This is a genomic window from Paenibacillus sp. LX16 (assembly GCF_036252815.1).
Classification (GTDB): domain Bacteria; phylum Bacillota; class Bacilli; order Paenibacillales; family Paenibacillaceae; genus Paenibacillus; species Paenibacillus polymyxa_B.
In genome coordinates, this window is sequence record NZ_CP141152.1 from 1,518,654 (window position 1) to 1,545,603 (window position 26,950).

General features: G+C 48.1%; 25 protein-coding genes and 1 riboswitch. Of the genes, 19 read left to right on the plus strand and 6 right to left on the minus strand.

Going from position 1 to position 26,950, the window contains the following annotated elements; all coding sequences use genetic code 11:
• Positions 1 to 193: 193 nt before the first annotated feature.
• On the minus strand, positions 194 to 1,108 hold the full coding sequence (locus T3H97_RS06940) for a TIGR01777 family oxidoreductase (RefSeq protein ID WP_328802096.1): 915 nt from the start codon (positions 1,106 to 1,108) through the stop codon (positions 194 to 196).
• A 297-nt stretch (positions 1,109 to 1,405) separates the two neighbouring features.
• Between T3H97_RS06940 and T3H97_RS06945 the strand changes: the two genes are divergently transcribed.
• From T3H97_RS06945 to ppnP, 4 genes are all read left to right on the plus strand, one after another.
• Positions 1,406 to 2,533, plus strand: coding sequence for a deoxyribonuclease IV (locus tag T3H97_RS06945; protein ID WP_025722686.1), 1,128 nt, complete (start codon positions 1,406 to 1,408; stop codon positions 2,531 to 2,533).
• Positions 2,534 to 2,555: 22 nt separating this feature from the next.
• On the plus strand, positions 2,556 to 3,455 hold the full coding sequence (gene purU, locus T3H97_RS06950; RefSeq protein WP_103047595.1) for a formyltetrahydrofolate deformylase: 900 nt from the start codon (positions 2,556 to 2,558) through the stop codon (positions 3,453 to 3,455).
• A gap of 512 nt (positions 3,456 to 3,967) precedes the next feature.
• Positions 3,968 to 6,013, plus strand: a complete 2,046-nt coding sequence (tkt, locus tag T3H97_RS06955) for a transketolase (protein WP_328802097.1) — start codon at positions 3,968 to 3,970, stop codon at positions 6,011 to 6,013.
• A 214-nt stretch (positions 6,014 to 6,227) separates the two neighbouring features.
• A complete protein-coding gene (ppnP, locus tag T3H97_RS06960) occupies positions 6,228 to 6,542 on the plus strand; it encodes a pyrimidine/purine nucleoside phosphorylase (RefSeq protein WP_328802098.1) in 315 nt (104 codons plus the stop codon).
• A 108-nt stretch (positions 6,543 to 6,650) separates the two neighbouring features.
• Here the strand turns inward: ppnP and T3H97_RS06965 are convergent, their stop codons facing one another.
• Positions 6,651 to 7,550, minus strand: a complete 900-nt coding sequence (locus T3H97_RS06965; RefSeq protein WP_061829552.1) for an NAD(P)-dependent oxidoreductase — start codon at positions 7,548 to 7,550, stop codon at positions 6,651 to 6,653.
• 250 nt (positions 7,551 to 7,800) lie between these two features.
• Here T3H97_RS06965 and T3H97_RS06970 point away from each other — a divergent pair, with 250 nt between their 5' ends.
• The 3 genes from T3H97_RS06970 to T3H97_RS06980 all read left to right on the plus strand — a co-directional run bounded on the left by T3H97_RS06970 (position 7,801) and on the right by T3H97_RS06980 (position 10,524).
• Complete coding sequence (locus tag T3H97_RS06970; RefSeq protein ID WP_061829551.1) at positions 7,801 to 9,156, plus strand: glucose-6-phosphate isomerase; 1,356 nt, start codon at positions 7,801 to 7,803, stop codon at positions 9,154 to 9,156.
• Between the two features lie 148 nt (positions 9,157 to 9,304).
• Complete coding sequence (locus tag T3H97_RS06975; protein ID WP_029516377.1) at positions 9,305 to 9,937, plus strand: YigZ family protein; 633 nt, start codon at positions 9,305 to 9,307, stop codon at positions 9,935 to 9,937.
• Between the two features lie 5 nt (positions 9,938 to 9,942).
• A complete protein-coding gene (locus T3H97_RS06980; RefSeq protein WP_134904176.1) occupies positions 9,943 to 10,524 on the plus strand; it encodes a TetR/AcrR family transcriptional regulator in 582 nt (193 codons plus the stop codon).
• Between the two features lie 173 nt (positions 10,525 to 10,697).
• Here the strand turns inward: T3H97_RS06980 and T3H97_RS06985 are convergent, their stop codons facing one another.
• Positions 10,698 to 11,099 (minus strand): secondary thiamine-phosphate synthase enzyme YjbQ, encoded by a 402-nt coding sequence (locus T3H97_RS06985; RefSeq protein ID WP_328802794.1) that lies wholly within the window; start codon positions 11,097 to 11,099, stop codon positions 10,698 to 10,700.
• Positions 11,100 to 11,320: 221 nt separating this feature from the next.
• On the opposite strand from T3H97_RS06985, the gene T3H97_RS06990 reads away from it, so the two are divergent.
• Both T3H97_RS06990 and T3H97_RS06995 read left to right on the plus strand, forming a co-directional pair.
• Positions 11,321 to 12,382: a sulfate/molybdate ABC transporter ATP-binding protein gene (locus T3H97_RS06990; protein ID WP_328802099.1), complete on the plus strand. Its 1,062-nt coding sequence runs from the start codon at positions 11,321 to 11,323 to the stop codon at positions 12,380 to 12,382.
• 165 nt (positions 12,383 to 12,547) lie between these two features.
• On the plus strand, positions 12,548 to 13,318 hold the full coding sequence (locus tag T3H97_RS06995; protein ID WP_272640143.1) for an MBL fold metallo-hydrolase: 771 nt from the start codon (positions 12,548 to 12,550) through the stop codon (positions 13,316 to 13,318).
• A gap of 15 nt (positions 13,319 to 13,333) precedes the next feature.
• Here T3H97_RS06995 and T3H97_RS07000 read toward each other — a convergent pair whose 3' ends face one another.
• Positions 13,334 to 14,827: an aminotransferase-like domain-containing protein gene (locus T3H97_RS07000; protein WP_328802100.1), complete on the minus strand. Its 1,494-nt coding sequence runs from the start codon at positions 14,825 to 14,827 to the stop codon at positions 13,334 to 13,336.
• Between the two features lie 132 nt (positions 14,828 to 14,959).
• On the opposite strand from T3H97_RS07000, the gene T3H97_RS07005 reads away from it, so the two are divergent.
• Positions 14,960 to 15,871: a DMT family transporter gene (locus T3H97_RS07005; protein ID WP_013309297.1), complete on the plus strand. Its 912-nt coding sequence runs from the start codon at positions 14,960 to 14,962 to the stop codon at positions 15,869 to 15,871.
• A 139-nt stretch (positions 15,872 to 16,010) separates the two neighbouring features.
• Here T3H97_RS07005 and T3H97_RS07010 read toward each other — a convergent pair whose 3' ends face one another.
• Together T3H97_RS07010 and T3H97_RS07015 are read right to left on the minus strand one after the other, a co-directional pair.
• Positions 16,011 to 16,811, minus strand: a complete 801-nt coding sequence (locus T3H97_RS07010) for a Cof-type HAD-IIB family hydrolase (protein WP_023987642.1) — start codon at positions 16,809 to 16,811, stop codon at positions 16,011 to 16,013.
• 162 nt (positions 16,812 to 16,973) lie between these two features.
• Positions 16,974 to 17,975 (minus strand): lipoate--protein ligase, encoded by a 1,002-nt coding sequence (locus T3H97_RS07015; RefSeq protein WP_023987643.1) that lies wholly within the window; start codon positions 17,973 to 17,975, stop codon positions 16,974 to 16,976.
• A gap of 164 nt (positions 17,976 to 18,139) precedes the next feature.
• On the opposite strand from T3H97_RS07015, the gene cobD reads away from it, so the two are divergent.
• The 9 genes from cobD to cobS all read left to right on the plus strand — a co-directional run bounded on the left by cobD (position 18,140) and on the right by cobS (position 26,949).
• A complete protein-coding gene (cobD, locus tag T3H97_RS07020) occupies positions 18,140 to 19,243 on the plus strand; it encodes a threonine-phosphate decarboxylase CobD (protein WP_328802101.1) in 1,104 nt (367 codons plus the stop codon).
• Entirely contained in the window at positions 19,233 to 20,204 is a 972-nt protein-coding gene (gene cbiB, locus T3H97_RS07025) for an adenosylcobinamide-phosphate synthase CbiB (RefSeq protein ID WP_328802102.1), read from the plus strand. The genes cobD and cbiB overlap by 11 nt, the downstream gene beginning before the upstream one ends.
• Before the next feature lie 38 nt (positions 20,205 to 20,242).
• Positions 20,243 to 21,001 (plus strand): histidine phosphatase family protein, encoded by a 759-nt coding sequence (locus T3H97_RS07030; protein WP_442955636.1) that lies wholly within the window; start codon positions 20,243 to 20,245, stop codon positions 20,999 to 21,001.
• A gap of 122 nt (positions 21,002 to 21,123) precedes the next feature.
• Positions 21,124 to 21,317: riboswitch (cobalamin riboswitch) on the plus strand.
• A gap of 208 nt (positions 21,318 to 21,525) precedes the next feature.
• Complete coding sequence (locus T3H97_RS07035; RefSeq protein ID WP_328802103.1) at positions 21,526 to 22,533, plus strand: ABC transporter substrate-binding protein; 1,008 nt, start codon at positions 21,526 to 21,528, stop codon at positions 22,531 to 22,533.
• Positions 22,530 to 23,576, plus strand: a complete 1,047-nt coding sequence (locus tag T3H97_RS07040) for a FecCD family ABC transporter permease (RefSeq protein ID WP_103047604.1) — start codon at positions 22,530 to 22,532, stop codon at positions 23,574 to 23,576. Before T3H97_RS07035 ends, T3H97_RS07040 begins: the two co-directional genes overlap by 4 nt.
• The gene (locus T3H97_RS07045; RefSeq protein ID WP_053324912.1) at positions 23,573 to 24,406 is read left to right on the plus strand and encodes an ABC transporter ATP-binding protein; all 834 of its coding nucleotides are present in this window, start codon (positions 23,573 to 23,575) and stop codon (positions 24,404 to 24,406) included. The genes T3H97_RS07040 and T3H97_RS07045 overlap by 4 nt, the downstream gene beginning before the upstream one ends.
• Before the next feature lie 43 nt (positions 24,407 to 24,449).
• Positions 24,450 to 25,520, plus strand: a complete 1,071-nt coding sequence (gene cobT / locus T3H97_RS07050; protein ID WP_328802104.1) for a nicotinate-nucleotide--dimethylbenzimidazole phosphoribosyltransferase — start codon at positions 24,450 to 24,452, stop codon at positions 25,518 to 25,520.
• Complete coding sequence (gene cobU / locus T3H97_RS07055) at positions 25,517 to 26,083, plus strand: bifunctional adenosylcobinamide kinase/adenosylcobinamide-phosphate guanylyltransferase (protein WP_328802105.1); 567 nt, start codon at positions 25,517 to 25,519, stop codon at positions 26,081 to 26,083. The genes cobT and cobU overlap by 4 nt, the downstream gene beginning before the upstream one ends.
• Positions 26,080 to 26,949, plus strand: coding sequence for an adenosylcobinamide-GDP ribazoletransferase (cobS, locus tag T3H97_RS07060; RefSeq protein WP_328802106.1), 870 nt, complete (start codon positions 26,080 to 26,082; stop codon positions 26,947 to 26,949). The genes cobU and cobS overlap by 4 nt, the downstream gene beginning before the upstream one ends.
• Position 26,950 lies beyond the last annotated feature (1 nt).

A 26,950-nucleotide genomic window follows, 5' to 3' on the forward strand; every position in this document is an offset into this window, starting at 1 on the left:
TATATGGATATGTGTCAAGAAGAGGCCTGTTCTGTTCAGGGCTTCTTTCTTTATGAATAGTGGACTATTCATAGGAATAAAATGGGCATCTTAAAAACTTGCGGTCTGCTTGATAGATTGTTTCTGACTAAAAAAATGAACCCTAAGCTGGTAGTAACACTAACCTACCAGCCTGGAGTTCCTCTTTTTAAATTCAATGCTGTTTTTGGGAAAAATGGAGTTCCTCTAGAGCGTCCTTCAGTGAAGGATAGTTAAACTTAAATCCATGCTCCAGCGCTTTGCGCGGTATTACCTTTTGACCATCCAATACAAGCGTGCTCATCTCACCAACTAACTTTGAAACGAGAATGCTGGGGACGGGAAACCAGTGCGGACGGTGATATACGGTAGCTACTGTCCTCCCAAACTGGTCGTTCGTCAAGGGATGTGGTGATGAAGCATTCACTGCCCCGACGATTTCCGTCGTATGGATGCAGTACGTGATCAGACGAACGATATCTTCAATATGAATCCAGCTCATCCATTGATGACCACTGCCTATTTTGCCGCCAAATCCGAAGCTATAAGGCATCTTCATGAGTGGGAATGCCCCTTTTTTTCTGTCCAGCACAAGGCTAATGCGTAACTTAATTAAACGGGCATCAGAAGGGTAGGCATTGGCGGCTTCCTCCCATTGCTCAACCACCTGAGACAGAAAACCTTCCGAACGACGCGGGCTCGTTTCGTCGAATGTTTCGGTCAGGGATGTACCATAGGCGGCAACAGCCGAAGCCTGAATGATAACTTTCGGCTTTTTTTGTAGAGCATTCAATGCTTGAGCCAACCGTGCAACAGACAGCAGTCGAGATTGAAGAATTCTTTGTTTGGACTTATCCGTCCAGCGCTGATTCAGCGTTTCGCCTGCTAAATTAACGACCGCATCTGTGCCTTCCAGTACTTCAGGCCTTTGTTTTAATTCGTTCCAACTCATATATTGTAAACGGGGGCTCGCTTCGTGTCCTACCAGTGGCTTGCGGGTAACGACTTTCACGGTGTATCCGTCGTCTAGCAAGCTTTTGACCAGTGCACTCCCCACCAATCCAGTTCCTCCACATACGATGATGTTCATGGAGCCAGCTCTCCTTCCGATTCACAAAAAAATACATCTGTTATAGAATATAACCCTTTTCGAGAAAAAAACTTCATATGAATGTACCTTTATACGGTTAAGGATGTCAATCCATGATTTTATTTACCCTCGTTTGACTAACATATATTCTGATGTGTACTTTATCTACGTATTCCCTTAATAGAGTCATTTAAGAAAGCTGCCATAAAAGCTATGTTGTTTGATTTCAATAATCACGTTAAAATGATTAAATTAAAATAAGACAAGCATAACAGGATAAGGGGATGAATCAGGATCATGCTGAAAATTGGTTCTCATGTGTCCTTCTCGGACAAGGGTCTGCTCAGCGCTACAAAAGAAGCGTCTTCTTACGGGTCCAGCTCCTTTATGATATACACGGGGGCACCGCAAAACACGCGCCGTAAGCCGATGGAGTCCATGTATTTGGAGGAAGGCAAGCAGTTAATGGCTGAGAAGGGAATGGAAGATATCGTGGTGCATGCCCCGTATATCATCAACCTTGGCTCTTACAAAGAAAATACCTATGAGCTTGCGGTCAGCTTTCTTCAGGAGGAAATTCGACGCACACACGCGATTGGTGTGAAAAATATCGTGCTGCATCCAGGCGCTTTTACCGATAAGGATGCAGAATACGGAATTGGGCGTATTGCTGATGGTTTGAACGAGGTACTAAACGGCGTGAAGGAGACAGATGTTAACATTGCGCTTGAAACGATGGCAGGCAAAGGAACGGAAATGGGTCGTAGCTTTGAGGAGATTGCCTCCATTATTGATAAAGTAGAGCATAACGAGCGTCTTACGGTTTGTATGGACACCTGTCACATTCACGATGCGGGTTATGATATCGTAAATGATTTGGACGGTGTATTGGAGCAATTCGACCGTATTGTCGGCTTGAATCGCATCGCAGTTGTTCACATCAATGATAGTAAAAATCCAGTTGGCGCTCATAAAGACCGACATACTCCGATCGGATCAGGCTGGATTGGCTATCAGACTATTCATAATGTGGTGCATCATGAAGCACTTCAAGGACGTCCGTTTATTTTGGAGACGCCATGGATTGGTAAGGAAGCCAAAACTCAGCGTCCGATGTATGAGGTTGAAATTGCCCTGCTTCGCGGAAATGTAAAGGAGCGCTTTGGGGATGAGTTTTTGGGTCAGGTAGAGCAATTGCATTCGTTTTTCAAAAAACAGGATGTGGATGTCCGTAAATTTGTGCTGGACACCTGGGCTCTGCTGAAAAATGATGCCAAAGCAAGAAAAGCCGATCCACGTGAGCCGTTGGAGCGTCTGTATGACATGATAACGGAAGCAGCACTATTTCCAGATTTGAGCGAAGAACACATTAATCAACGGTTGATTGCCTGGTTTGCCGGCAGTCATTTGCCAGTGACGGTATAAGCTAAGGGGGATTAATAGCCACATGGAAATTCACGTAAAACATCAGCAAAATAGCACTCTATCAGCCCATGAAAACCGCGCGCGTATGCTTGTATCTTGTCCAGACGGACCAGGTATTGTAGCGGCCGTGTCCCGTTTTTTGTACGAGCATGGGGCCAATATTGTTCAATCTGATCAATATACAATGGACCCGTCCGGCGGTATGTTTTTTATGCGTATTGAATTTGATCTACCGAATTTGAGTGCAACCCAACCACAGTTGGAGCAGGATTTTGCCGCTGTTGCTGAGCAATTCCGTATGGAGTGGACGATTTCTGCGGTTAGCCGCAAGAAAAAACTGGCTATTTTCGTTTCCAAAGAAGATCACTGTTTGGTAGAACTGCTGTGGCAATGGCAGGCAGGAGATCTGGACGCGGATATTTCATTGGTGGTTAGTAATCATCCGGATATGAAGGAGTATGTGGAATCGTTTGGCATCCCATATCACCATATTCCGGTAACCGCCGATACTAAACCGGAGGCGGAGCGCCGTCAACTAGAGGTCATTGGCGAAGACATTGACGTTATCATTTTGGCCCGTTACATGCAGATTATTTCTCCCAAGTTTATTGAGCATTATCGCAACCGAATTATCAATATCCATCATTCCTTTCTGCCTGCATTCGTGGGTGGGAAGCCATATGCCCAAGCCTATAATCGCGGTGTGAAAATTATTGGTGCTACTGCGCATTATGTAACTGAAGAATTGGACGGCGGCCCGATCATTGAGCAGGACGTGCAGCGGGTAAGCCACGGAGATGATGTAAATGAGCTAAAGCGGATCGGTCGCACCATAGAGCGGGTCGTTTTGGCAAGAGCCGTGAAATGGCATGCAGAGGATCGTATTCTGGTTCATGAGAACAAAACGGTCGTTTTTAACTAATCTTAAAATTTTAGAAAAAAATTGTGAATATATATTTTTTGTTAAACAAAGCCCGTCGCATAACGGGCATTGTTTTTTTATGTAAGGATTTTGCAAAATTCGATTCCAGTCGCTCCGAAGTGCAAGATATAGACGAACTAAACCATTTCGATCTATATCTTGTTCATTGGAAGTCGCTTATGGGATTTTTGAAAAATCCTCATGTGAGCTATTTGCCTTATAAACGGTCAGTACATAATATTTTTTGTGATTTTATAATTTTTTAAATGAGGTTAATACATTACGGGTATATTTATATGAGGACTCGGTACAACATTTCCACAATCATCTTTATAAACGATCTGGCAAACTTTCACGGCAAATGGTACAATACTTAAGAATGTATAAGTCATATTGAAACATTCAAGCAGATTCACTCACTTCAATAGACATCGTTTCTATATCGGACGGTGGTGTTGGAGAGTATGACCGAATGCAATTGACATACTTTATACAATATGAGGAGGCAAACCATGACTGACCAGAATCAAGCGATTCAAAAGGATGAAAACTCCACGATCGACAATTTGTCCATCACAACTATTCGTACGTTGGCAATTGACGCCATCGAGAAAGCAAACTCGGGACATCCTGGTATGCCGATGGGCTCCGCGCCAATGGGATACCAACTTTTTGCTAAAACGATGAATCATAATCCCGATCAACCTACGTGGGTTAACCGTGACCGTTTTGTATTGTCCGCAGGACACGGTTCCATGTTGCTATACAGCCTTCTGCACCTGAGCGGCTATGATCTTCCTATGGAAGAACTGAAGCAATTCCGTCAATGGGGCAGCCTTACACCGGGCCACCCTGAGTTTGGGCACACTGCTGGTGTAGATGCTACAACTGGACCTCTGGGACAAGGTCTCGCAATGTCCGTAGGTATGGCAATGGCTGAAGCTCAACTGGGTGCAACATATAATAAAGACGAATTTAAAGTTGTAGATCACTTCACGTATGCAATCTGCGGCGATGGCGATCTGATGGAGGGTATTTCCCACGAGGCTGCTTCGTTGGCTGGTCGCTTACAACTGGGCAAGCTGATTGTATTGTTTGATTCCAATGATATTACACTGGACGGCAAGCTTAATCTGTCCTCTTCCGAGAGTGTTGCCAAACGTTTTGAAGGTTACAACTGGCAAGTACTGCGTGTAGAAGATGGTAACGATCTTCCAGCCATCCAAAAAGCCATTGAAGAAGCGCAAGGCGACTCGACACGCCCTACGCTGATTGAAGTGAAGACAGTTATCGGCTACGGAAGCCCGAACAAACAAGGTAAAGGCGGACACGGTGGTACTCATGGTTCCCCGCTGGGATCAGAAGAAGCCAAGCTGACTAAAGAATTCTACAAATGGGTATACGAAGAGGACTTCCACGTACCACAAGAGGTTCGCGAGCATTTTGCTAAAGTAAAAGAGCGCGGTATCGCGGCGAACAAAGCATGGGATGAACAGTTCGCGAAATACAAAGCAGCTCACCCTGATTTGGCAGCTCAGTTCGAAACAGCTGTAAACGGTGATCTTCCAGAAGGATGGGATCGTGATCTTCCGAAATACACGACTGGAGACAAAGCCGTTTCGACTCGTGTAGCTTCTGGTAATGCTCTGAACGGATTGGCTCCAAACGTACCTTTCCTGACAGGCGGATCTGCCGATCTGGAGAGCTCCACGATGACACATTTGAACAACCTGACGAACTTTACGCCAGAAGACTACGCCGGCCGTAACATCTATTTCGGTATCCGTGAATTTGGTATGGCTGCTGCGATGAACGGTATGGCGTTGCACCAAGGTGTAAAAGTATTCGGCGGTACATTCTTCGTATTTACAGACTATCTGCGTCCAGCCGTTCGTCTGGCAGCTCTGATGGGATTGCCTGTAACCTACGTTCTGACTCACGACAGTATTGCTGTAGGTGAAGATGGTCCGACTCATGAGCCGATCGAACAATTGGCTTCCCTGCGTATTATCCCGAACTTGACAGTAATTCGTCCAGCGGACGGTAATGAAACTTCTGCTGCTTGGGCTTATACGCTGGAAAACAAGAAAAACCCGGTTGCTCTGGTATTGACTCGTCAAAACCTGCCAATCCTGGCTGCTAGTGCTGAGCATGCACGCGAAGGTATCAAACGTGGTGCTTATGTGGTTGCAGATGCAACAGACGGCAAACCGGTTGCTCAAATTCTGGCTACAGGCTCCGAAGTACAATTGGCTGTTAAAGCTCAGGAAGCACTGGCAGAACAAGGTATTCAAGTACGTGTTATCAGCTTCCCAAGCTGGGATCTGTTCGAAAAACAAGACAAAGCATACAAAGATTCCGTTCTGCTGCCAGAAGTGAAAGCTCGTTTGGCTGTAGAAATGGCGTATCCACTGGGCTGGGAAAAATATGTTGGCGACCAAGGCGACATTCTCGGTATCAGCACATTCGGCGCATCCGCACCTGGCGACCGTGTGATTAAGGAATACGGCTTTACAGTAGAGAATGTTGTTAGCCGTGTGAAAGCTTTGTTGAAATAAAACACTGAGCATCTAAAACAGACAGTCGTAACCTGAGAAAGGCTTACGGCTGTTTGTTTCATACAGTTGATGCTTTGCAATGAAATCACTATTAAATTCCAATCTATAGGATGCGGTGATACAGTGTGTATTTTCATACTGAAGCTGGAATCAAATCTATGTTATGATGCACCAATATTCATTCAACCATTGAGAGCAGATGAGGGGATAACGAATGACACAGTTCGATGGAGTAAGCGTAGTTAAAAAAGCAAACGTTTATTACGATGGTCAGGTTACAAGCCGTACAGTCATCCTGGGTGACGGCAGTAAGGTTACACTGGGTATTATGCTGCCAGGAACGTATGAGTTCGGCACGGATTCCCGTGAGATCATGGAGATTTTGGCAGGGGATTTGAGAGTGTTGCTTCCAGATACTGAGGAATGGCTAGAAATACAAGGGACGGCAACCTTTCACGTACCTGCAAAGTCTTCATTCAAGCTGGAAGTACGAAGTGTAACTGATTATTGCTGTTCTTATCCCGAATAATAAGCTAAAACGGGTAAGCACACTCAGCCTTCAAGCCAAGTGTGCTTACCCTAAAGCTATGCCATATGTACACAAGCACAGCCGTATGGTTACAAAGAAAGGTGCAGCTTATTCGAGAGGTTGACCACCAATGGTGTGGCCAATCCATGCTTCGTATGTCTTCACGACAGCGGAGAGGTCTTCATCGCCGTAGCCTTGTGTTTGCCCGGCTTGAAACAGGCTTTTGGCAATGGATAACATAGGTGCAGGGATGGACAAGCTGTCTGTTAGTGAGGAAGCAAGCTTCAAGTCCTTAAGCATCAAGGCAAGTGAGAACTGGTTACTAAAATCATGTTCAATGATTTTGCGCCCTTTCAGGTCAGCGGCCTTGCTGCCTGCCGATCCGAGTTGTACCAATTCAAGGAAGCTGTCTGCCGGGATGCCGGATTTAGCCGCGATAGCAAAGCCTTCAGCCAGAGCGAGGTTATGAATACCCACCATCGTATTATGAGCGAGCTTGGCTACGGCCCCGCTGCCATTAGGTCCCATATGAAGTACCTTTTTGCCCAGGGTATCAAAAACATCTGATTGTGCCGCAATGGCTTCTGCATTACCGCCAACCATGAACACAAGTGTACCGTCTACAGCAGCAGGCTTACTGCCTGTTACGGGTGCATCAATGAAAGAGCAGCCCAGCTTGTCCGCTTCGGCGGCCAGTTGCTTGACCAGTTCAGGTGAAATCGTACTGTTGTCCATCACGGTCATGCCAGCCGTAAGTCCGGCAAACACGCCGTCATCGCCATAATAGATGTCACGAATGGAGTGATCATCGCTGACCATGGTAATGACCAAGTGCTGACCTTCAGCTGCTTCACGAGGAGTTGAAGCTGTACGTGCACCTTGCTCTGCCAGTGGTTCGCAGCGCGAAGCGGTACGATTATAAACAGTGACTCCGAATCCCTGCTTTAGCAGATTGGATGCCATCGGGGCGCCCATGGTGCCCAGTCCGATAAATCCGATGTTTTTCATTGCTAATCACCTTTCTTGTTGGAAGTTGCCGTCCGATGCAGATTGCGCGTTCGGCTTGAAATGAATATAAAACAGGTTGATCTCAGTTAATTGTAGCATGGGCATGCTACCCTATCTACAGGAGGGGCTGTCAAGCACAGGATACACAGGTAACGCAAGCTTGTCAGGCCCCGCAAATTAAAGTATCCTATTCCTAAGTCCTTATGTTCGTATTCATGGTCTTAGTAATACCAAACAGGAGGTTCCAAACATGTCTAAAAAAGTTAATTTTGATTACACTAAAGCGCTCTCCTTTGTAGGTCAGCACGAAATTGATTATTTTGCAGAGCCCATCAAGCTGGCTCATGAGCAACTGCACAACCAAACCGGTGTAGGGTCCGATTTCTTGGGTTGGATTGACCTGCCTACTAATTATGATAAAGAAGAGTTTGCGCGCATCCAAAAGGCTGCTGCTAAAATTCAAAGCGATTCCGAAGTATTGATCGTAATCGGTATCGGTGGTTCTTACCTTGGAGCACGTGCTGCGATCGAAATGCTGTCGCATTCTTTCTACAATGCGCTGCCTAAAGATCAACGCAAGGGTCCAGCTATCTATTTTGCTGGTAATAACATCAGCTCTACATATGTGAATCATCTGTTGGAACTGATTGAAGGTAAAGACTTCTCTGTGAACGTCATTTCCAAATCAGGTACGACAACAGAGCCAGCGATCGCATTCCGCGTATTCCGTGCAGCTCTGGAGAAAAAATACGGTAAAGAAGAAGCACGCAAGCGTATTTATGCAACGACGGATAAAGAACGTGGCGCTTTGAAAAAACTGGCTAACGAAGAAGGCTACGAATCCTTCATTATTCCTGATGATGTGGGTGGTCGTTACTCCGTGCTGACAGCAGTAGGCTTGTTGCCGATTGCTACTGCAGGCATTAACATCGAGGAAATGATGCAGGGGGCGGCAGACGCTTCCAAAGAGTACAGCAACCCGAATGTAGCTGAGAACGAGGCTTATCAATATGCAGCCGTTCGTAACGCTTTGTACCGCAAAGGTAAAGCAATTGAAATTCTCGTAAACTATGAGCCGTCTCTTCATTTTGTATCCGAGTGGTGGAAACAGTTGTACGGAGAAAGCGAAGGTAAGGATTACAAAGGCATTTATCCTGCTTCTGTTGATTTCTCGACAGACCTGCACTCCATGGGACAATTCATTCAGGAAGGCAGCCGCAACATTTTCGAAACGGTAATCCAAGTAGAAAATGTACCTAGTCACATCACCATCGAAGCAGATGAGGATGATCTGGACGGACTGAATTTCCTGGCAGGCAAAACTGTGGATTTTGTAAACAAAAAAGCATTCCAAGGTACATTGCTGGCTCACACAGACGGACAAGTACCGAACCTGATTGTAAATATTCCTGACTTGAGCCCTTACTCTTTCGGCTACCTTGCTTATTTCTTCGAAAAAGCTTGCGGCATCAGCGGCTACCTGTTGGGTGTAAATCCGTTCGATCAACCGGGCGTAGAAGCTTACAAGAAGAACATGTTTGCGCTGCTCGGTAAACCAGGCTTCGAAAAAGAAAAAGCTGAGCTTGAAGCGAGATTGTCTGAATAAGAGTGCTGTAATCTCTGATGCGAAACAGGATTTCGGTCAGAAGTGTTATAGTGTATAGCAGCAATTAAAGTACAGGAAAGCAGTTCACCAGCTGCCAAAAGCGGGGGACTGCTTTCTTGTAAAATGAAGTAAGGAAGGTTATACGTGTATGTTGGAACAATACCGAACCGTACGCGGTGCCGGCAACAAGGAAATTGTAATCCGAAAATCCCGTTTTATCGGCCATATTCAGCCTGTTCAAACTGAGGAAGAAGCAGTTGCTTTCATAGAGCGCATCAAAAAAGAGCATTGGAACGCTACCCATAATTGTTCTGCTTACATGATTGGGGAAAGAGACGAAATCCAAAAGCAATCGGATGACGGAGAACCGAGTGGTACGGCTGGAAAGCCTATTTTGGAGGTGATCCGCAACCAGAAGCTGAAAAATGTCGCTATTGTTGTTACCCGTTACTTTGGTGGGATTTTGTTGGGAGCAGGCGGTCTGATTCGCGCGTATTCAGATGGTGCTGTTGCAGCAATCGAGGCAGGGGATGCAATTACACGTGTGCTGCATCGTGAAGTTTTTGTAGAATTGGATTATACCTGGTTGGGCAAAGTGGAAAATGAATTACGCAATCGCAGCATCCGCACTGGAGAAACAATGTTTACGGATAAAGTTACCTTAACCTGTCTGCCGCTGGCTGGTGATGCGGAATCCTTCAGCAACTGGATAACAGACTTGACGCAGGGGCAATCGCTTGTGTCGGAGGGAGAGCAGCTTTACTTTATTGAAGGGGAATAAATAATATGGCTAGAAGAGCAGTAGAACAGGAGTTGTCAAGAGGGCGGATTCTGGAAGCGGCCAGGCACTTGTTTATTACCAAGGGCTACCGCGCGATTTCAATGCGCAGCATTGGCCAGCATCTGGGGTACAGTCATGGTTCGTTATATTATCATTTTAAAGAGAAGGCTGAACTGTTCTATGCTATTGTGATTGAAGATTTTAATACATTGCGTGGGATTCTACTGCAAGCAGCAACAGGTACGCCTGATAATGGCTTGAGCAGGCTGGAGTACTTGATGCTGGAATTTATCCGTTTTGGTTTGGAAAATCCATATCAGTACGAAATTATGTTCATGATGCACGATGAAGAACTATTTGCATACTGTCGCACAGAGCAAAACCGTTGTGTGGAACTATTTGCGTCCATGATCCGTCAAGAATTGAGTGGTCAGGGGCATTCGGAGGAAGATTGCTCTAGGGTACCGAAAAGCCTGTTTTTATCCATGCATGGCTTTGTATCATTTTATATTCAGGACGGTTTAACATTTGAAGAAATTAGGCCCGCTGCTTTAGCACATGTAAAGCTGCTGTGCAGACACCTATGATCGTACCTGCATTCACACACTGCAGCCATGAACATGTAGGGCGTTTTTCTGGGTGTATGCACTTCATGACGGTGACTTATCATTACGGTACTTTGCGAAAGCGACTAAGAATTTAACAGACGATGATGCATCCAGTAGGAAAACATCATGGTCTGTTTTTTTACCCGTTTCAGTCAGCCCTTCATGATCTTTACATGGTATTGGCGTCTGCGTGGTCCGTCGAATTCACAAAAATAAAGTCCCTGCCATCGTCCGAGCAACAGCTTTCCGTCATGGATGATGATCGTTTGTGAGGGGCCTGTCGTGATGGATTTTAGGTGGGACGCTGTATTTCCCTCCATATGGCGATATTGGGGATGCTCCCACGGATAGACTTCATCTAGTCTTAACATCACATCATGTTTGACATCTGGGTCTACATTTTCATTAATGGCGATGCCGGCTGTCGTGTGTGGACAATAAACAAGTGCGGTTCCTTGTTGCACCCCGCTTTTTTCGATCAATGAAGCAACCTCTCGTGTAATATCGCGAATTTCATCTCGCCGTGTAGTGGATAATTCTAAAGTATGCAACAATAACTCCATCTCCTTTCTTCCTAATACTTTACCCTTTTAATTCCTAATATAATATATAGAGTTGACGAAAATTACTTTCCTTTGATAAAGTATCACATAAGAAAAAACATAGTATATGCATTGGAATAATTAAATGGTTTCAAATGAGGTACGTGCTTTGCGGTAAGCAAGGCTGCTGCTGTTCCTGAACAGGTCCAGAAGCGGAAAGGAAGTGTACGGATATGCATGTGGAAGTAAGAGGGTTAAACAAGCATTTCGGTAATTTTCATGCAGTAAAGGATGTATCTTTTGATATTCAGGCGGGCCATCTTATTGGCTTACTCGGTCCAAGTGGTGGGGGAAAAACCTCCATTCTTCGCATTTTGGCGGGTCTGGAGCAACCGGATGCGGGAGAAATTCATTTTCATGGAAAAAGGGTAAACGAGCTGTCCCCGCAGGAACGTGGAATCGGATTTGTATTTCAAAACTATGCTTTGTTCAAGCACATGAGCGTCTACGACAATATTGCCTTTGGTCTGAAAGTGAAAAAAAGCTCCAAAACCCGCATCAAGGAACGGGTCACAGAGTTGGTCGAACTAACGGGGCTCAAAGGATTTGAGCATCGTTATCCGCATCAGTTGTCAGGTGGACAGCGACAGCGGGTTGCCTTTGCGCGTGCTTTGGCACCAGAGCCTCAATTGCTGCTGTTGGATGAGCCTTTTGCAGCTATTGATGCCAAGATTCGTCAGGAGCTGCGCACCTGGCTGAGAGAGTTGATTGAGCGGGTGGGTATTACTTCAATTTTTGTCACCCATGATCAGGATGAGGCGATTGAAGTAGCGGATGAAATTATGGTGATTAATCAGGGACGACTGGAGCAGAAGGGAACACCTTGGGATATTTATAAAAAACCGGGTACTCCGTTCGTGGCTTCCTTTATTGGGGAATCTACGGTGATTGAGCAGGCAGGCAGTCTCACAGGCTTCGAAGAAGCTGCTGGAGTGGGAACACGTGCCTTGATCCGTCCGGAGTATATTGATGTCGGGCCAAGCGAGGAATTTACGCTCCTGTCGGCGACCGAGGAAGGCATAGTGAAGCATTTGCATTTTCGTGGAAGTGAGTGGATGGTTGAAGTACAGGTTGGGGATCATCGTCTCATGACATACCGCTCGCTGGAGAAATCTACGCTGGAAACTGGTCAGCAGGTGCGAGTGTTGGTGCATCGAGCCTATCTTTATAATGACCAGTCCAGCTGGATGGTGGAAAACCGCCTGAAGGAAGATCCAATGCCTATCATCATTTAAAAATAAATACGATCACGCATGAGGGGATGTCGAGCCTGATTTCACGGCTTTGGGCATGCTCCTTTTGGCGTTGGACGCTGGAAGGATTTACGCAGATGATTTACGTAGAATCGGTCTGTTCGTTATAATAGTAGTAAAAAGACCCAGATAGATAGGAGTTAAACCATGAATCGGCTTATTTTTCTTGGCACGGGGGATGCAATGGGGGTTCCGCGTGTATATTGTGATTGTCCCGTATGCTCAGAAGCTCGCACGACAGGGGCGAATGAAAGATTGAGATCGTCTGTGCTGATCGAAAGCGAGACGGAGGACTTTATGATTGATTGTGGTCCCGACTGGCGCAAACAGCTAGAATTACGCGGTCTGCGTTTTATCCCTACAATCCTTGTGACACATGCACATTTTGACCATATTGGAGGATTACCAGAATGGGCAGATGCCTGTCGCTGGACTGGCAACAGAGGTCGCTTGTACGCGCCACAGGAAGTGATTGACACGATCTTGCGTCAATTTTCCTGGCTCTCTGGAAACTTGGATCTTATTCCAGTAGACCAGGGAGCCCAACTTGGCGGGTGGAATATTCGGGGATGGCGTGTGAATCACGGGAAAAACGGATATGCCTACGCTTATCGTCTGGAAAAGGACGGCTTCTCGTGGGCTTACTGTTCGGATTCGATTGGATTGAATGAGGCAGAAATTCTGCCCTTGCACAATCTGAATTTGCTCGTCCTGGGAACGAGTTTTTATCATGAGGAGGCCGAGTATGCCACCCGTTCCGTATATGACATGCTGGAGGCTCAGGAGCTTATAGGAAGGCTTAAACCCCAAAGCACAGTGTTTACACATATGTCCCATGATGTGGATGTCACACGCAACTATGGGCTTCTGGAAGGGATTAGCTTGGCACATACCGGCATGAGTTTACCGTTAGAATAAAGGTGCCCTTTACCTTTACATCGTTCGACTGATACGTAGAAGGGTAGAGATTCCTTCTTTGATTTGTAGCTCGTTGGCGTATGAATAGGACAGCCGTACATGCGTTTTACCTTCTGCACCGATGGGATCAAACACATTGCCCGGGACAAAGGAAACGGACTCATGTACACTTCTGGAAAGTAGTTCATTGGGTCTCAACGTAGAAGGCAGCTGGAGCCACAGGTTGAGCCCCCCCGCCGGGCTGGTCCATGTCCAACCGGAATCGCGGAGACTGTCTTCCATCGTTTCCTTACGAATCTGGAGCGCGATACATAGCTTTTTAATATGCTGCTGCATACGTGGAGATTGAAAGTATTGTAAAAACAGCTTTTGATTCAGCAGTGGCGATCCATTGTCCACCAACGCTTTGACGTTCAGCAGGCTGTTCATGAGCTGTGGTCGGCAGGTCACGGCTGCGATTCGTAGACCGGGTGCAACATATTTACTGTAACTTCGAATGTAGACGACGCTTCCCGAAACATCATAGGCGAAAATCGGAGAAGGGGGCTTTTGCCCAAAGCTGATGTCATAGGTGCTGTCATCCTCAACAATGAGACAGCCGTAGCGCTCGGCTAGTTCTGGCAGTCGTTTGCGCTGCTCATCGGGGACCGTAAAGCCCGTCGGGTTGTGGAATGTTGGATTCATATAAAAGAGGCGTGGTTTTTCTGTTTTCATGCACCACTCAATCTGGTCCATATCATAACCTTCTGGTCGAATATCAGTCATAGTCAGACGTGCGCCTAGTCTACGGAATATTTCCATAGCGGGGCCATAGGCAGGGCGTTCGATCAGTACACGGTCTCCTGTACGCAGCAGAGATCGGGCAATTAAATCAATGGCTTGCTGTGCTCCAGAGGTAATCAGCACTTCATCCGGTGATAAAGCAAAATGCTTATCCACGCTAAAATGCTGCGCCATGGCCTCCCGAAGCTCGGCATCACCCTGTACAGAGGAATAGGTGGCCGCTACTTTTGGATGCTTTTCAAATACCTGCATCATCAGTTCTCCCCAAAATCGGTTGGGCAGGAGAGAGGGGTCAATCAGCGCTTTGGAAAACTGGAAATTCGCATTTACCGATTGAACGCGGCTAAGTCCATCCATTCCTCTCCAGGCTGAAATTGACGGATCATCTGCCGCATGGGCAGATTCGGAGTGAATCGTGAGGTCAATGGACGAATGTCCCGAGTAGCCAGCATATTTTGCATGCCCAGTCGCTTGGGAAGCATGAACGTAATACCCTGATTTGTCCTTTACATAGACCAGTCCCCGTTGCTTCAACTCCTGATATGCCCGGAAAACAGTTAGCCGATGTACACCCAGCTCCTGAGCCAAGCTTCGTACGGACGGCAGCTTCATGTCTGTTTGCCAATCCCCGCGATCGATCCGCACAGTTACATAATGGATAACCTGCTCATACAGCTTTAAGGCATGATCGGCTGGAAAAAGTAGTTCGCTGTTGTTCTTACCCATGCTATCCACGCTCCTTTGTGTGTATTGTACTATATAGCACTTCAAAAACGTATACAACTGTTCTGTAGTTATACAACTGTTCTGTTCGTCTCCCTGTATGCTTAAAAGCAACTGAAGGGAGAGGGACGTATCATGATTGGGATCGCGTTTACAGTAATGTGTCTTATTTTTGGCACAACGTTTTTGGCCATAAAAGTGGGAGTGGAAGCTGGGCTTCCGCCATTCCTATCGGCAGGTGTACGTTTTTTCGCGGCAGGGGCGATATTGTTCATTGCTATGAAGCTGACCGGAAAAGTACGATGGTCGTTATTATGGCGTAAGGAAATGTTGCTGATTGGAGCAGGAACGACCTTCGGTACATTTTCAGCCTTGTATTGGGCAGAGCAATATGTCAGCTCGGGGATCGGAGCTATTTTGTCAGCTACTGGGCCGATGATGATCGTCATTTTGCAATCTGTACTGCTACGGCAAAAAACGTCACGGATTACGGTCGTTGGCTGCATGATCAGCTTTCTTGGTGTGGTGCTGGTTGTGCTGCCCGGATTGGCGGTTCAGATCAGTGGTCTGTGGCTGGCGGGATGCCTTGTCATTTTGCTGGGAGAGCTGTGTTATTCCGGGGGAGCTCTTTATTCCAAGCGAGTGATGGATGTATTTCGTGAAACGAACCCGATTGCCCTGAATGCGGCGCAAATGATCCATGGGGGATGGATGCTGCTGTTACTGTCTGCGATCACGGAACCGTGGAGTTCTGAGGGGTGGCAGTACCTTCCTGCCATGGGGTCTTTACTTTATCTGATCCTGTTTGGTTCGATGATTGCACATACACTGTTCTACTGGCTCATGGAGCGTACAAATCCCCTGTTTCCGACGACGTGGTTGTATATATCACCGCCGATTGCGGTGGGCTTGGGAGCGTTGTTGTATGGAGAGCATGTAAGCTGGTGGATGCTGGCTGGGGTGCTGCTCATTGTGACCGGACTAATCCTTATGAACAATGGAATTATCCGTCTGGTGAACAGGCGCAAGGTACGTTCTGCTGCCTGATATTGTATAGCGGTCAGGTTATTATATGATCTGACAGAAAAGGCCTCCAAACTGTCGTATGTTACTGATCATGCGACAGTTTGGAGGCTTTGTTGTTGTATTACTTCATTTAAAAATTATGGAAGCAGGCACTTTTTGCTTATTCAACATTGAGTACGAATTTGTCGATGGCGTGCTTAACACCGTCTTCGTTATTGCTGCGAGTGATGTAATCAGCTAGCTTTTTCAAATCAGGAATGGCATTCTCCATCGCTATGCCGAGACCAGCGCATTCAAGCATTTCATGGTCGTTCCAAGAGTCGCCGATGGCAATCGTTTCCGACAGTTCACAACCAAAATGGTTTGCAAGGAAGGTAAGCGCGTGACCCTTGGTGCCTTCATGATGCATAATTTCCAGAAAATGAGGCTTAGATTTTGTAATGTGCACTTCATTGCCAAGCAGTTCGCGAAGTTCAGGAATTAATTCATCCAATACTTCAGGCTCGTCGATAATCAGCAATTTAGGAGCCGGCTGCTCTATAACTTTACTGAATACAGGCTCTACAAAATATTCCGTGTTGTTCAGCTCCGTGTAATCTTTGATTTTCTGATTATCTTCACGTGTGTACAATTTGTCATCAATATACGTTTGCAGATGCAGATTGCGTTCCACGCAGAATTCATACAGACGACGCGCAGCCACGAGTGGAACATAACGCTCATACAGCACGTTTTCGTCCAGCAGGTTTTTAACCAAAGCTCCTTGGTACGTAATGATCGGCACGTTCAAACCAGTTTGGCGAGCAATTTTGTGTGCGGAGGCATAAGCTCGTCCAGTAGCGAGGGTAACCACCACACCTTTAGCTACAGCAGCTTCTAATGCCTGTTGTGTCGCCGGTGTAACTTCTTTCTGGTCGTTAATGAGTGTATCATCAATATCAATGGCAATTAATTTATACATATCGGTATTCTCTCCTTTATCTCTATCATGGGGCAATGTTAAAATTGTATCTTATAATATTCAAAATGACAATATCGCAATGAAAAGGGGATGGCCCCTATAAGAGCCTGTCCCCTTATAACCACTGAAGTATTGGCTTGAAACGATGGAAAAAAGTAACGGTTAGTCTTCCAAAAATACAAGTCCAACAAAATCGTCCAGCTCAATATTACCAAAATAGTGCTTCAAATCGAGAGAGGATAAGGCTTGACGGACCTCACCTTCATCATAGCGCTTGCCACGCAGGATATTTTCAATATCAGCAACGTCACCCACGCCGAAGAAATCCCCATAGATTTTAATATCACGGATATAGCCTTCCTTAAGATCCATGCGGATATCAATAATGCCGACCGGAAATTTACGTGTGTGCTTGATATTGCTCTCGGGGGATAGACCGTAGTTCCAATCCCACGATTGGTAGCGTTCTTTGGATATTTCATGGATTTTGGCCCAATCGGTATCGGTGAGCTTATATTGAGGTACCTGATCCAATTCTGCACCGAATATGAAACGCAGCAGTTCCTCGCGAAATTGCTCTATGGTCATCTCACGGTCCATCAGTTCGCTGATGTTAGCCACGCGACTGCGGACGGATTTAGTGCTTTTGGATTTGAATTTTTCGGGATTGGCATGCAACGATGCAGCCACATTGTCCAGATTCAGGTTAAACATCAATGTACCGTGGCTGAACATCCGTCCGCGTGTGGCAAATTGGGCGTTTCCTGAAATTTTACGTTCTCCGACCTGCAGATCGTTGCGGCCTGTCATTTCAGCTTCTACTCCCATTTGGCGCAGAGCATCAATAACGGGTTGCGTAAATTTGAGGAAATTATGAAAGGACTCCCCGTTATCCTTGGTAATAAAGCTGAAATTTAAATTACCGAGGTCATGATATACAGCACCGCCGCCGGACAGGCGACGAACCACTTGAATATTGTTATCTCTGACAAACTCGGCGTTGATTTCTTCAATGGTATTTTGGTGCTTGCCTATAATAATAGAAGGCTGATTAATATAAAACAGCAGATAGCTGTCGTCAAGCGGAAGATGCTTGAGCGCGTACTCCTCAATGGCAAGATTAATGGCTGGATCGTGTATGCCCTGGTTGTCGATGAACAGCATGTCCATTCCTCCGTATATACAAACTGTGTAATTTTATGTGTGCCTCCATCTATTGTAACCCAAGTGAGCCATGTACACAAAAGCTCATTTGCATTGACGGGACGCAAAAAGCAGCCTCATAATGGAGCTAAATGATTGGGAACGGCCGGAAAGGATGAGAGGCAATGATAGAGGTTTACGGTCATGGCGGGGACAGGGAAACAGCTGCGGCGACATTTGGCGGAGCTGCTGCGGATTTTGTAGATTTTAGTGCAAATATTAATCCGCTTGGTCCACCACCAGAGGTGCTTGAGGCGCTGCAACACTCATTTGACACTGTGATTCGCTATCCAGACCCTGGGCATCGGAATTTTAAAAATATGCTCGCACGGCGACTGCATGTTCCACCGGAGTCGCTAAGTATCGGAAACGGAGCGGCTGAAAGTATGGCGCTCCTACTATTGGGACTAGCTCCTAAGCGTGTGGGTGCAGTAGAGCCGTGTTTTTCAGAATATGCGGAGCTGGCTGGCAAATTTGGAGCTGAGGTCAACCGGGTGTACGGAAAGGCCTCGCTTCAATGGAAGGCGGACGTGGAGGACATCCTTCAGCTCATGGAGCAGGTAGATGTTTTGTTCCTTGGGCAGCCGAATAATCCAAACGGTGTGCAATATGGTGAGCAGGAGTTGTGCGAGCTGGCAGAGGCGGCTGGCACAACGGGTACCGTGCTGGTGGTGGATGAAGCATTCATTGATTTTATCCCGCTGGAACGGCGAATCTCACTGCTGCCTGTACTGGATCGTTATCCTCATGTGATTTTGATCCGGTCAATGACCAAATTTTATGCCATTCCTGGCTTACGATTGGGCTATGCGATTGCTCATCCGGACTATATCCGGCGAATGACGGCCAAACAGGTGACCTGGAGTGTGAATGGATTGGCGTTGCTGGCTGGGGAGGCGTGTTTGAGAAGTGGGCAAGCATATGAGCGCCAAACACAGGAGCTGATTGCTACGGAGCGCAACCGCCTGTTGACCGCCTTGGCGGAATGGGGCTGCGGTGTCGTTCCCGGCGAAGCCAATTACGTGCTGGCAAGGGCGCCGGGTACGTGGAGCGCATCGGCGATTCAGCAGGCGCTTGGACAACGCGGAATTCTTATACGTAGCTGTGCTATGTATCCGGGGCTGACGACGAGCCATTTTCGGATTGCGGTCAAGGACGCGGAAGCCAACGACAGGCTGCTGTCTGTATTGGGTGAAGTGCTGGAGGAGGAGCAGCGGCGTGACAGTTAGCTTGATTATCCTGGCAGCCTATCTTTTGGACAGGCTGATCGGTGACCCGAGGTGGTTGCCGCATCCAGTCATCGGTATGGGACATGCCATTTCGGCATTGGAAAAAGTGATTCGCCGCCAGGTCCGAAGTGACTGGGGGCTGAAACGTGCGGGTATACTGCTTCCACTTATTGTGGCGGGAGGCTCCTTTGCGCTCGCCTGGGCGCTGTTGCACTTGCTTGCCTGGATTCATCCATGGTTATCTGTCGGCGCAGAAATGGTGCTGATTGCGACCACGATTGCTTCTAAAGGACTAAAGGATGCAGGAATGGCAGTATACCGAGCGTTGCAGGCGGATGACCTGGCTGCAGCACGACGGGAGCTGGGCATGATTGTCGGGCGGGATACGCAACAGCTTGATGAGCCTGAGATTGTACGCGGTACGGTTGAAACGGTCGCTGAAAATATCGTGGACGCGATTATTTCCCCGCTTTTTTATGCCCTGATCGGGGGAGCACCCTTGGCGCTGGCTTATCGTGCCGTGAATACGCTCGATTCCATGGTTGGCTATAAAAATGAAAAGTATCTGCATTTAGGCTGGGCTTCAGCACGTCTGGATGATGTAGCTAACTACATTCCGGCACGCCTGACAGCGGCAATGCTTGTGGTAGCGGCGTGGATGTACAAGCGAGATGCTGCAAGAAGCTGGCGCACAGTCAAGCGAGACGCTCGTCTGCACCCAAGCCCGAACAGTGGCTTCCCGGAATCGGCTGTTGCTGGTGCACTGGGGATTCGTCTTGGAGGCTATAATGTGTATCATGGCGTGCGCTCCTTTCGTGCATACATGGGCGATTGGATACGACCGCTAGAGTCGAAAGATATACGGCATACAATCCAGCTGATGTTCGCCGTGTCCAGTATGTTTGTAGGATTGTGTTTGTTAGGAGCTGCAGGTTGTTTTGCCTTGGGATGGGTGCGGTGAGGAGTGACACACTGAATAATGATCGAGCAGGAAGTGACATGATCTTGAAACAAGATATAGCAGTAAAAAGGACAGTAGAATACGCACAAAGTCCGAACTCACAGGAGGATAAGGTGCCGTATGATGCTAAAGAAGATCTGCATTGGGACATGGAACTCGTGTTAGTTCGTCACGGTACAACCTTATGGAATAAGGAACGTCGATATCTGGGACACTCCGACTTAGGTTTGCTACCGGGAGCAGAACAGGAATTAAAGCCTTTGCAAGAAAAATTGCAAGGGCAGTCCTTTGCTCGAATCTATTGCAGCGATTTAATGCGATGTCGCCAGACCTTGCAGATCATTGTGCCGGAATCAGAATTGACGTCTGGAGGTTCCCTATCTATTATGTCTCCTATGATGGAACCACGTCTGCGAGAGCTTCATTTTGGCGAGTGGGATGGAAAAACGTATGACATGCTCAAGGATGTGTCGTTGTATTGCGCTTGGATTGATGAGCCGCAACGGATAACCCCTCCTGGAGGAGAGTCTTGGACAGATTTTGTGAATCGCTTGCGGAAATTTCTTGACTCTCTGTATGAATGGCGTGTTGCTATGGAAGTTCAACCCATGGATTTGACTGCTGCGCCGCCCTCTGTTTTGGTCGTTACGCATGGTGGCGTAATTCGTCAGCTAGCTTGCATGCTGATACCGGGCCATGATTTTTGGAGTCTGAATCCGAAGCCGGGAGAAGCATTTAGGATTCAATTGAGGCTGGCAGGACCGCACAATTACATAGCGGAAATGCTCCCTCATTAGGTTAGACACCAGCGGATAAAGAGGCTGTTTGGGTTGTAAGCCGCCTCATTTTAACCTATAATCATCAAGTAAAAGAACGGCTTGACTACCACTACATCAAATATCCAGCAGACGAGGTCGGCGCAGTGTGATGAAACTATGGTTTCCCTTGCCTGCGCTGTTAAAAGGGAAGTCGGTGTAAGTCCGGCGCGGTCCCGCCACTGTAAATGGAAACATGCCGGTTAGTCCTGCTTTATGTGCTACTAAGCATATGAAGGAATTTCAGGACATGCATCTTACCATAAGTCAGGATACCTGCCCGTTTGCCTGTCACCATAATCCTTCGAGGAAAGGATGACGTGTTCGCAGTGACTGTCCGTGCGGAAAGAAGCTGCCGCCTGCGCACGATCTGCGCTAACGTGACCCCTGTGTCCTGATATGAGGATGCGGGGTTTTTTTGATAGGAAAAGAAGGCTGGATTTAGAAGATATCTGATGATGCTCAAGTAACGCTCTTAACGATTTTTTTATGAAGGGGTGCAAATCATGGCAGGAAAAAAAATAAAGGTTTGGACAACAGGTCTATTGGTTCTGATTTTGGCAGTTGTGCTGAGTGCATGTGGAGCTAATGGGAAAAATGCTGAAAATAAAGAGAACCAGACTTCTTCACAGCAGCCAGGAAAGACCGTAACCGCACAAGAGCCTCCGGGCAAAACAGTTTACCCACTCACAGTTAAGGATGCAACAGGACAGGAATTTACATTCAAAAAAGCGCCGGATAAAATCGTTTCCGTCTCCCCGGCAGAAACCGAGGCGCTGTTCTCCATCGGGCTGGATAAGGAAATAGTTGGCGTCTCCGACTACTCTGATTACCCGGAAGCAGCTACGAAAAAGCCTAAAGTGGGCGGTATTATGAAACCGAACGAAGAGGCGATCATTGCTGCGAACCCGGAAGTCGTTTTTGCAGGGATATCACTTAGTGAACAGGCTACGACCAAGCTGCGCGACATGGGAATTATGATTTTTAAAACGGAACCGAAGACAGTTGAAGATGTCATAGCTAACATCGAATTGTATGGGGAAATCACCGATCATCAGAAAGAAGCGAGAGCGGTGACTGACAAGATGAGAGCAGATGTAGCGGAAGTGAAAGAAGGAGTTAAAAATATCGGTAAAGGGCAGAAGCTGCGGGTATACGTCGAGTTTTCACCAGGCTGGACAGTTGGTAAAGGCGAGTTTATGGACGAGCTGATTACGTTGGCGGGCGGTGAAAATGTAGGTGCCACGCAGAAGGGGTGGTACCAAATTAGTGAGGAAAATATTATTGCTGCGAACCCTGACGTGATTTTGTACAGCAAAAGTGTCAAGGACGACAAAACTGGTCAAACGCTCGGCGAAATCATTAAAGCTCGCAGTGGATGGGATCAAATATCGGCTGTTCGCCACAACCGGGTGTTTGCCGTGGATGATAATTTGATCAGTCGTCCGGGTCCACGCGTAACGGAAGGTCTCAAGGAAGTGGCCAAGGGCGTGTATCCTGAAATTTTCAAATGAACCGTAAACTGATCGGCTTTGGAGGGACAGGTCTTGTCCTGCTGTTGCTGACGCTGCTGCTCTGTCTTGGCATCGGCTCGGCCAAGCTTCCGGTTAGCCAGATCACGGGCATTCTGGTTAACCACCTTCCGTGGTTAGGCGATACGTTTACACCGGATTGGAATACATCCTCAGAGCAGATTATTTTGAAGGTCAGATTGCCACGAGTGTTACTGGGAATGTTGGTAGGAGCAGCGCTGGCGCTGGCGGGAGCCGGATTTCAGGGTGTGCTGCGTAATCCTTTGGCTGATCCGTATACACTGGGGGTATCCTCGGGGGCTTCGGTAGGAGCGGCAGTACTGATCTATTGGGGCCTTCAATTTTCATTTGTTGGCATATGGACGCTGCCGCTAGTGGCATTTACGACCGGAATGCTGACGCTGTGGATGGTGCTGACGTTGGCACGGGAAGGTGGAAAAATTCCGACACAAAGTCTCATTTTGTCGGGTGTGGTGATGCAATCCTTTCTGGGAGCGGTTGTTTCCTTTCTGACAGCCATGTCGAAGGAGACGGTCAATGAAATATTGTACTGGACGATGGGAAGTCTTAGTCTGCGCGGTTGGTCATATACAGGAATCCTTTTACCTTATGTGGTCATAGGACTGGTATTTCTATGGAACCGGGCACGGGTGCTGAATATTTTGGCTTTGGGTGAACGTCAGGCGGCTCACATGGGAGTTCATGTAGATGCGACGAAGCTATCTGTTCTGATCATTTCCACGCTGCTGACAGCTGCCGCTGTCTCGGTATGTGGAGTGATTGGCTTCGTGGGACTTGTTGTACCGCATATCATTCGTCTGGTGACAGGTCCTGATTACCGGATGATTGTTCCATTATCTGCGCTCGGTGGAGCCATTTTTATGGCTTGGGCAGATACGGCGGCTCGCACGTTGTTAGCCCCCACGGAAATTCCTCTGGGCGTGATGACGGCCTTTGTTGGGGCACCGTTCTTCGCATATCTCCTGTATCGGAACAAGAAGCTGCGCAGGGGGGAACTGCTGTGACAGAACAAAGTGAATCACAGAAAGTGCGTGATCGGGCATTAGAGGTAGCGGGTCTGACACGTGCCTATGGAGAGTTCCATGCGTTAAAGAATATAAGCTGGAGCGTCGACGAAGGAACTTGGTGGGGGATTATTGGTCCGAACGGCAGTGGAAAATCGACCTTGCTGCATCTGCTTTCGGGTGTAGATCAGCCAACATCGGGAAACGTTCATATCTATGGCAAAAAGGTCGGTAGCTACAGCAGAAAAGAGCTTTCCCGACTCATAGCCGTACTCCAACAGGAAGGGCTTCCTCCAGTGGGATACACCGTCAGAGAAGTCGTAGAAATGGGACGTTTTCCTCATCAGGACTGGTTAGGCAGGGAAAAGGGTGTTGATGTGGAGGCGATCACGGATCGCGTGCTGGAGCGATTGGGTCTTACCACGTTGGCGGACAGAGCATTGGACCGCTTGAGTGGGGGACAGCGACAGCGTGTAGCTTTGGCAAAAGTAATGGTGCAGGAGCCACGAATATTGCTGCTGGACGAGCCTACGACCTATCTGGACTTGCGCTATCAGCTTGAATTTATGGAACTGCTGGCAGATTGGCGCCAAGAAACGGGTGTGACGATCATTGCGGTCTTGCATGATCTTAACTTGACAGCCCAATTTTGCGAAGATTTGCTTGTACTCAAAGATGGAATGGTTGAAGGATTGGGAGCTTCATCGAAGTTATTAACCGAGGATCGGATTCGCCGTGTATATGGTGTTGAGCCTGTGATGCTTCCGCATCCCGATAGCGGTGTGCCGCAGCTCTTGCTGCGCAGAAGTGCTTCGGACACAGCAGATTAAATAAACGATGAAACACACTTAAAAAGAGCAGGGAGTGGAAGGTATGAACAACAAGCTGCGTCAGCTGATCGATAGCATTGCCCAGCCGAATGGGGTGGCGGCCTCGGCAGCTTCAGCCCATTTGGACCAATTAACGAAGCCACCGGGAAGTCTTGGAAAGTTGGAAAGTGTGGCCATTCAGCTAGCAGGAATTACAGGAGTGGACAAGCCTGAATTTGAGCATAAAACGGTTATGGTTATGGCTGCGGATCACGGGGTGTGTGAAGAGGGAGTCAGTGCCTTTCCGGCTGAGGTTACACAGCAAATGCTGTATAACATGCTGTCAGGTGGCGCGGCAATTAATGTGCTGGCACGTCATGCGGGCGCAGATGTCAAGGTGGTAGATGTTGGCGTGAATGCGGATGTCGCTCACGCGAATCTGGTGGACCGTAAGGTACGCATGGGTACTTCGAATATAGCTAAAGGGCCAGCGATGTTGCGTACGGAAGCGGAACAGGCGGTTTTGGCCGGAGCAGAAGCCGTAGCAGAAGCAGTCAAAGGAGGCACACGGCTATTCGTTACCGGAGAGCTGGGCATCGGGAATACGACAGCCAGCGCTGCAGTCGTATGTGCTCTCACCGGACTGGAGCCGGAAGTTATCGTAGGCCGGGGAACGGGTGTAGATATGGCTGGGCTTACCCGTAAAATATCGGTTGTCTGCCGCGCATTGGACGTGAACCAGCCCGATGCAAATGATGCGCTCGACGTGCTCACTAAGGTCGGCGGTCTGGAGATTGCCGCCTTGGCAGGAGTCATCCTCGGCGCAGCCGCACATCGCTGTCCAGTTGTGCTGGACGGCTTTATTTCAGGCGCAGCTGCCCTCGCAGCGCGTGCACTTGCGCCTGCAAGCGCTGCGTACATGCTTGCTTCGCACGCTTCGGACGAGCGCGGGCACGCGGCGGTGCTCCGCCAGCTCAAGCTGGAGCCCATGCTTCATTTGGACATGCGGCTCGGGGAGGGCACAGGAGGTGCGCTTAGCTTGCACCTGATTGATGCGGCGTGCCGCATTATGCGCGAAATGGCGACCTTTGCCGATGCAGGCGTATCGGACGGTCAGGGAGCCGCGCAGCGATGAAAGCGCTCGTGACCGGCGGGGCACGCAGCGGGAAAAGCGACTTTGCCGAGCGATTATGCATGTCGCGCGCGCCTGGCGCCTGCTACATTGCAACGGCGCAAGCCTATGACATGGAGATGAAGGAGCGCATCGCCCTTCATCGGGTCCAGCGCGAGTCTGCCGGGTACGACTGGCAGACGCTGGAGGAAGCGCAGGCGCTGCCTGAGCTGCTGCGACGGCTTGGCGGCGATCAAGCGTCGCAGCCATCATCCTCGCCTATGGTGCTAGTCGACTGCCTGACCCTGTGGCTGTCGAACGTGCTACTGGCCGCAGGCGAGGACGGCGAAGCTACGTCCAGAGCTGCCATTAATGAACTGGCGGCAGCTGTGGAGCAGTATCCGGGGCAGCTCGTCATCGTGACTAACGAGGTTGGTGACGGTATTGTGCCTGAATATCCGCTTGGTCGGCTGTATCGGGATTTGAGTGGGGTTATGAATCAGCGGATTGCCCGTCTTTGTGATGAAGTATTTTTGGTGACGGCGGGCATTCCTGTAGAACTCAAACAGTTGGAATATAAGCTATGAGCCGCGAACGTCAGGCTGTTGCTGCGGCTTTTCAATTTTTAACGCGTCTTCCGGTGAAGGCGGAAATAGATTTTTCCCCGGATTTGCTTAAACGCAGTGCAAGTTATTATCCGCTGGTGGGAGTGGTTATTGGCATCATTGTCTGGGGCTTTGCGGCGCTTACTTCTATGATATTGCCGCCGTTGCCGTGTGCGATTCTTACGCTTGTTGTCTGGGTTTGGTTGACGGGCGGATTGCATTTGGACGGGTGGATGGATGCGGCCGATGCCTTGTTCAGCTACCGATCTCGTGAGCGGATGCTGGAGATTATGAAAGATAGCCGTGTAGGGGCAATGGGCGTTATTGCTTGTGTGTTGCTACTCATGCTCAAGGCTTCTTTGCTGTATACGGTGCTGGTTGAACGGAATGTGTCTGGCTTGCTGCTGCTTCCGATGGTTTGGAGCCGCTGGTTTATGGTACATGCAATGAAGCGCTGGCCTAAAGCCCGTAATGATGATGGGCTGGCTGCGCGTTTCGCTGATATGAGTGGTGGCCGCCTAGGGTTGGCCGTATTCTGGGCAGTATTAGTGACCCTGAGTGCTGCCGTAGGACAATATCTTCTGGCAGGTTTGGCTACAGCAACAAGGGGGACTGGGAATCTGTTGTTGGCAGGATCATACTTACAGCCGTTCCTTTCGTATTCTGAGAGCCTTCCAATCTCGCTAGGTTTTGTGTTGCTTCCGGTCTTGGCTTACGGTGTTGGAACCTTCACGGCAAACCGTATTAACCGCCGCTTGGGTGGACTTACGGGAGATATATACGGAACTTTAAACGAATTGCTGGAGACTGTTTTATTGTTGTTTATTGTCATTTTGTACGGGTTGTGAC

What these genes read in the sequence shown, in the direction of transcription:
- T3H97_RS06940 (WP_328802096.1), bottom strand. Translation starts at nt 1,108, where the DNA reads ATGAACATCATCGTATGTGGAGGAACTGGATTGGTGGGGAGTGCACTG.
- T3H97_RS06945 (WP_025722686.1), top strand. Translation starts at nt 1,406, where the DNA reads ATGCTGAAAATTGGTTCTCATGTGTCCTTCTCGGACAAGGGTCTGCTC.
- purU (WP_103047595.1), top strand. Translation starts at nt 2,556, where the DNA reads ATGGAAATTCACGTAAAACATCAGCAAAATAGCACTCTATCAGCCCAT.
- tkt (WP_328802097.1), top strand. Translation starts at nt 3,968, where the DNA reads ATGACTGACCAGAATCAAGCGATTCAAAAGGATGAAAACTCCACGATC.
- ppnP (WP_328802098.1), top strand. Translation starts at nt 6,228, where the DNA reads ATGACACAGTTCGATGGAGTAAGCGTAGTTAAAAAAGCAAACGTTTAT.
- T3H97_RS06965 (WP_061829552.1), bottom strand. Translation starts at nt 7,550, where the DNA reads ATGAAAAACATCGGATTTATCGGACTGGGCACCATGGGCGCCCCGATG.
- T3H97_RS06970 (WP_061829551.1), top strand. Translation starts at nt 7,801, where the DNA reads ATGTCTAAAAAAGTTAATTTTGATTACACTAAAGCGCTCTCCTTTGTA.
- T3H97_RS06975 (WP_029516377.1), top strand. Translation starts at nt 9,305, where the DNA reads ATGTTGGAACAATACCGAACCGTACGCGGTGCCGGCAACAAGGAAATT.
- T3H97_RS06980 (WP_134904176.1), top strand. Translation starts at nt 9,943, where the DNA reads ATGGCTAGAAGAGCAGTAGAACAGGAGTTGTCAAGAGGGCGGATTCTG.
- T3H97_RS06990 (WP_328802099.1), top strand. Translation starts at nt 11,321, where the DNA reads ATGCATGTGGAAGTAAGAGGGTTAAACAAGCATTTCGGTAATTTTCAT.
- T3H97_RS06995 (WP_272640143.1), top strand. Translation starts at nt 12,548, where the DNA reads ATGAATCGGCTTATTTTTCTTGGCACGGGGGATGCAATGGGGGTTCCG.
- T3H97_RS07000 (WP_328802100.1), bottom strand. Translation starts at nt 14,827, where the DNA reads ATGGGTAAGAACAACAGCGAACTACTTTTTCCAGCCGATCATGCCTTA.
- T3H97_RS07005 (WP_013309297.1), top strand. Translation starts at nt 14,960, where the DNA reads ATGATTGGGATCGCGTTTACAGTAATGTGTCTTATTTTTGGCACAACG.
- T3H97_RS07010 (WP_023987642.1), bottom strand. Translation starts at nt 16,811, where the DNA reads ATGTATAAATTAATTGCCATTGATATTGATGATACACTCATTAACGAC.
- T3H97_RS07015 (WP_023987643.1), bottom strand. Translation starts at nt 17,975, where the DNA reads ATGCTGTTCATCGACAACCAGGGCATACACGATCCAGCCATTAATCTT.
- cobD (WP_328802101.1), top strand. Translation starts at nt 18,140, where the DNA reads ATGATAGAGGTTTACGGTCATGGCGGGGACAGGGAAACAGCTGCGGCG.
- T3H97_RS07030 (WP_442955636.1), top strand. Translation starts at nt 20,243, where the DNA reads ATGATCTTGAAACAAGATATAGCAGTAAAAAGGACAGTAGAATACGCA.
- T3H97_RS07035 (WP_328802103.1), top strand. Translation starts at nt 21,526, where the DNA reads ATGGCAGGAAAAAAAATAAAGGTTTGGACAACAGGTCTATTGGTTCTG.
- T3H97_RS07040 (WP_103047604.1), top strand. Translation starts at nt 22,530, where the DNA reads ATGAACCGTAAACTGATCGGCTTTGGAGGGACAGGTCTTGTCCTGCTG.
- cobT (WP_328802104.1), top strand. Translation starts at nt 24,450, where the DNA reads ATGAACAACAAGCTGCGTCAGCTGATCGATAGCATTGCCCAGCCGAAT.
- cobU (WP_328802105.1), top strand. Translation starts at nt 25,517, where the DNA reads ATGAAAGCGCTCGTGACCGGCGGGGCACGCAGCGGGAAAAGCGACTTT.
- cobS (WP_328802106.1), top strand. Translation starts at nt 26,080, where the DNA reads ATGAGCCGCGAACGTCAGGCTGTTGCTGCGGCTTTTCAATTTTTAACG.